Genomic DNA, 4,623 nt, shown 5'->3' on the forward strand with positions numbered 1-4,623 from the left:
GCCGGAGGCGTCGCGGCCATAACCGTTGCGGGCTTGCCTCCCCTCGCGGTCGTCGGCGGCTCCACCCGGGCGCATGCCGGCGAGGAGGCTTCGGGGAATGCCCATCTTGCGTTCCGCAAGCACTCATTTGTCGTGCGAAGCGCTGCAGCGGACGCGGATTTCGCGGTGGCGATTGCGCCGCATCCGGTCAACGGCGACGAGCAGAAATATCCGAACCTCATCGGCTCCGACACCCGCGGCCTGCCGCATGACGAACGGGCCGAGGTCGACCGCGCGGCCTTCGACGCAACGTTGAAGGCCTATGCCTCGGGCGATCCGGCCGACTTCGAGGCGATACCGCTCGGCGGCAAGCGCAAGCAGCTCAATCCGATCGGCTCCCTTGCGGTGAATCTCGCGGGCTGCGTCGGCCCGCAGTTCGCGATCCCGCCGGCGCCCGCGCTCGACAGCGCAACGCGCGCGAGCGAAGCTGTCGAGCTCTACTGGCAGTCGCTGCTGCGCGATGTTCCGCTGTCCGAGCTGACGAACGACACCAAGAACAAGGACGTGCTCGCCGCGGTCGACGAGTTGAACAAGCTTGTCGCCTTCGAGGGCCCGCGTAAGGACGGTGGCATCACGCCGGAGACGCTGTTCCGCGGGAGGGCGCTCTATGTCGACGCGGCCGATCCGTCGGGGCGAACCGGGCGCTACGTCACGCCACCCGGCACACTGGTTGGTCCTTACATTTCCCAGTTTCTGCTCAAGGACGCCCCCTACGGAAGTCAGCTCATCCCGGCGCGCATCCGCACCGCCGCGGCCGGGACCGACTTCCTCACCGGCTACGACGAGTGGCTCGCTATCCAGAACGGGAACACGCCCGCCAAGCCGACCAGCTTCGACCCGACGCCGCGCTACATCGCGACCGGCCGCGACCTCGCCGAATACGTGCACAACAATCCGGCCGCCGTCTGGTCGGCCGCCCTGCTGCTCGGCGTGGGACCCGACAGGGCCAATGCCGAGTATGGCGGCTTCCGGATTCCGTTCAGCAAATCCAATCCCTACCTGAAGTCGAAAACCCAGACCGGCGGCTATGGCACGTTCGGCCTGTCCTACGCGCAGAGCCTGCTGCCGGCTACCGCATCGCTCGCGATCCGCGTCGCCTACTGGCAGAAGTTCTATGTCCACCGCGCCTTGCGGCCAGAAGCCTATGGCGGGCTGATTCATCACCGTATCGCCGACAAAGTGGGCGCCTATCCCGTTCACGGCGACATCCTGAACTCGGCCGCTCTGGCGCGAAGCGTCGGCAAGTTCGGCACCCACCTCCTGTCGCACGTCTATCCAGAGGGCGCGCCGATCCACTCCAGCTATCCTGGCGGCGCGGCCCAGATCGCAGCGTCCAACGTGACGGTCCTCAAGGCACTGTTCGATGAAGATGCCGTCATTCCCAATCCGGTTCAGCCCGACCCGAAGGACCCGACGAAGCTCATTCCTTGCCAGGGAGAGCCGCTCATGGTCGGCGGCGAGCTCAACAAGCTCGCCTGGAATTACGGCATCGGACGCGACTGGGCCGGAATCCATTGGCGCTCCGATTTCTCGGCGTCGCTGGCGCTCGGCGAAGCGCTCGCGATCAGCGTCCTGCGCAACGAGCGGCAAACATATCGCGAGCCGTTCGAGAAATTCACGTTCACCCGCTTCGATGGGACGAGGGCCGACGTATGATGTCTCGGCGCACAGCAAGTGCGGCTACGGCGGCAGCTGGGGCCGCCTCCCGCTTGCTCGACGTGCGCGACGCCGAGGCATTCCAGGCCGATCATGCGGCCAGTGCCGTGTACCGATCTTCGGCGCAATGCTCGCGGCGGACACCTGCCGGGAGCGCGTCTGCTTCCTCACGCGAGCCTGCTCGACGACGGCCGTCTGAAGCCGACCGCCGAGCTTCCAAGATTGCTGTCCGATGCCGGATTACGCTCTGGAGAACACGTGGTCACCCACTGCGATGGCGGTGGTCGCGCTGCGCTGGCCGCGATCGCCGCTGTACGCGCGGGCTATGACGATGTCCGCGCATACTATCTCATTCTTCGCCGACTGGGCGAAGAATGAAAGCTGTCCGATCGTGCATACCCCAAGCATCAAAGCCTCGACGGGCTAACAGCATCTAATCGCTGCGCAGGATCTTTGCTTCGAGCGCGGCTGCCACGAAAGCTTTTCGAGCAACTGGTGGATGAGCCTTACCACGCAACACCTGCAGACAGGCGTCCATCGCTAGCTTCCGTTTTTCGCTCTGACCATGAAGATCACGCAGCAGGATAGTGGCCGCCTCGTTGACATCGAAGACGATCCGCTCTGAGCTGTGGCGGCCAACCCGAACAACGACCGGCCTCTCAAATCTCCTCAAGCCGGTCATCACTCCGCCCCCCAGGCGATCATGCGTCAGTAGGCTCAGTTCGTGGCAACAAAAAATGGCCGGGCTCGAATGCCGCCCGGCCAAAAGAAGGTTAAAACCTTCAGAGAGGAACATCGTCCTGCGGAATGGGAGGAAACCACCGAACAATACCTGTTTGATCTTATTTCAAAGCGGTGGCGACGAATGGAATTTCAAAAAAGCGTACAAACGACAAAAATTCGTGCGCCGCATTATAGAACCCTCAGGAGCTCCGGTCTCAAGAGGATCGGCATTGGGCGGCCTGCCATGTCGGGGGTGAAAGCAGTATGCTTTCCAGAACATTGGTTCATGGATTGTCCGGATCGCTCCCGGTCCGCGCGCCTGCGCCGCCAGTCCCATCGAGCCGCGCGCTGAAGAAGACGGGAACGGAAATCCGCTCGGCGCCGGCGGGCGGCTTCACGATGCGATGCACGGTGGCACGCAGGTATGCACGCCAGTGTTGTCAGTCGCTCCTGTGACAACGACCGCCTCAGCACGTTGTTGCAGATGCCGGCGCACAAAGCGCCCGCTCCAAAGCCGGCCATCAGGATACCATAAGCGATTGGCCCTCCCCCAGCTGATCGCGGGCGACCAGAGGCAGCAGCGCCAGTATCGAGATGCTGGTCAAACCGAAAAGCGTTCCCCGCGCGCTTGCCGCCTTGATCTCCGCCGACAATGCCGTGAAGCGCGCTCCGTCATGAATGGCCGTGGTCAATGGCTCACGTGGAAGGGGTGAAGAGCCAACACTCCATTTGCAGCGCCCTATGGCCCACAGCATCTTCAGGTAGGTCAGCGTCGCCAGAGCGAATGCTGTCAGAGGTCCTGAGGACGCGACAATGATGCGGCCGAGCGCCGGACCGATGCTTCGAACGGCATTGTATCCGACCGAGATCAGCGTCACTGCGGCCGGAACCTCGCGTTTTCGCAGGATGTCGCCGACCGACGCGTGCCAGGCAGGGTCGGTGAAAGCGGCGCCGCAGCCGCCAAACAGCTGAATGCGAGGATCATCCATGGATTGTAAAATCCCAGCCCTACAAAAGTAGTCAGCATCGTCGACGACAACGCTATCACGCACCAGCCGAGCGCCATCACAGTCCGGCGGCGTAGCGCAAGTTATTTTTCGATGCCTCCTACAAGGCCGAAACGAAGCCCTTCTGTTTAGAGAATGGCCGTTCATCCATTAGCCGAACCGCCTTGGCGGGTCCGATCGATAGTCATGCCGGAACCTTTGAGGCGGTGTTGAGAGAGCACTGCCGTGACTTTCATTGCTTTCCGGAACTGCCTTGATTATGAAGCGGAACTTCGCCCACTGCTTTCATTCAATCAGGAGCATTCCGTGACGGAAGAAGCCGAGAACAATACTGATGCCCTCATCGAGCTCACCGCTGACATCGTATCGGCCTATGTCTCGAAGAATCCAGTCCCCCTAGGCGAGCTTCCGGCCCTGATCGGGCAGGTGCATGCCGCGCTGAAGGGCACAGTCGGCGGCTCCCCAGAGAAGCCTGAAGCCCTCAAGCCTGCAGTTCCCATCAAGAAATCGGTCACGCCCGACTACATCATCAGCCTGGAGGACGGAAAAAAGTTCAAGTCTCTGAAGCGGCATCTCTCTACCCACTATGGTCTGACGCCCGACGAATACCGCGCCAAGTGGGGCCTGCCGGCAGACTATCCGATGGTCGCCCCGAATTATGCCGCCGCGCGCTCGGCTTTGGCCAAGACTATTGGCCTCGGTAGAAAGCCTAACGAACCCGAACAGCCTGCACCTGCAAAAAGGACCCGCAAAAAAGCAGTGGCCTGAATTCCGCACGTTCGTTTTGGCACCCCCGAACCCGCTGCCACCGTCAAGGTGGCGGACGCCGCGGCATCTACGCCCGGGCGTAGGAAACGACCAAGGAGTTGAGTGGACGTTCCTGGATTACCGGGGCACTACCTTCCTGGTAGCGGTCTGGTGACATCTAAATGACTCGCGATGCACCGTACCAGATTGCAATCTTATGCGACTTTGACCCTAGGTTGATTGCGATCTGCCCAAGGTCTACCCGGTTCCAAAACGCCACATCGCCAACTGCCGACGCTCTGGGACGACTTTGTGAACGTCTCAATCGGGGCCGGGAGGGGACTGTCCGGTTTCGGCAGCAGGAGCGGAGTAAGCGGTCGTTTGCCGATCGCGATCGGCTAGCCCGTCACGCGCTCGTCGCTGGCGCCTTGTTCGCCGGCACGGTTGCAAC

At 62.1% G+C, this 4,623-nt stretch carries 4 protein-coding genes and 1 pseudogene; 3 read left to right on the top strand and 2 right to left on the bottom strand.

Going from position 1 to position 4,623, the window contains the following annotated elements:
- Together EOA32_RS40335 and EOA32_RS33405 are read left to right on the top strand one after the other, a co-directional pair.
- On the top strand, window positions 1-1,695 hold a 1,695-nt coding region (locus EOA32_RS40335), incomplete at its 5' end, for a vanadium-dependent haloperoxidase (RefSeq protein ID WP_189407582.1).
- Window positions 1,696-1,788: 93 nt separating this feature from the next.
- Window positions 1,789-2,073 (top strand): rhodanese-like domain-containing protein, encoded by a 285-nt coding sequence (locus EOA32_RS33405; protein WP_245499478.1) that lies wholly within the window; start codon window positions 1,789-1,791, stop codon window positions 2,071-2,073.
- Between the two features lie 55 nt (window positions 2,074-2,128).
- Here the strand turns inward: EOA32_RS33405 and EOA32_RS33410 are convergent, their stop codons facing one another.
- Window positions 2,129-2,491 carry a DUF982 domain-containing protein gene (locus EOA32_RS33410; protein ID WP_245499479.1) on the bottom strand — a complete coding sequence of 121 codons (363 nt, stop codon included), beginning with the start codon at window positions 2,489-2,491 and terminating at the stop codon, window positions 2,129-2,131.
- 341 nt (window positions 2,492-2,832) lie between these two features.
- Window positions 2,833-3,496 (bottom strand): annotated as a pseudogene (locus tag EOA32_RS33420) (MFS transporter); the annotation flags it as partial.
- A 235-nt stretch (window positions 3,497-3,731) separates the two neighbouring features.
- On the opposite strand from EOA32_RS33420, the gene EOA32_RS33425 reads away from it, so the two are divergent.
- Window positions 3,732-4,193 carry a MucR family transcriptional regulator gene (locus EOA32_RS33425; protein WP_128374002.1) on the top strand — a complete coding sequence of 154 codons (462 nt, stop codon included), beginning with the start codon at window positions 3,732-3,734 and terminating at the stop codon, window positions 4,191-4,193.
- Window positions 4,194-4,623: the final 430 nt, after the last annotated feature.

Source organism: Mesorhizobium sp. M1A.F.Ca.ET.072.01.1.1 (assembly GCF_004023325.1).
Lineage (GTDB): Bacteria > Pseudomonadota > Alphaproteobacteria > Rhizobiales > Rhizobiaceae > Mesorhizobium.

What these genes read in the sequence shown, in the direction of transcription:
- EOA32_RS33405 (WP_245499478.1), top strand. Translation starts at nt 1,789, where the DNA reads ATGCGGCCAGTGCCGTGTACCGATCTTCGGCGCAATGCTCGCGGCGGA.
- EOA32_RS33410 (WP_245499479.1), bottom strand. Translation starts at nt 2,491, where the DNA reads ATGTTCCTCTCTGAAGGTTTTAACCTTCTTTTGGCCGGGCGGCATTCG.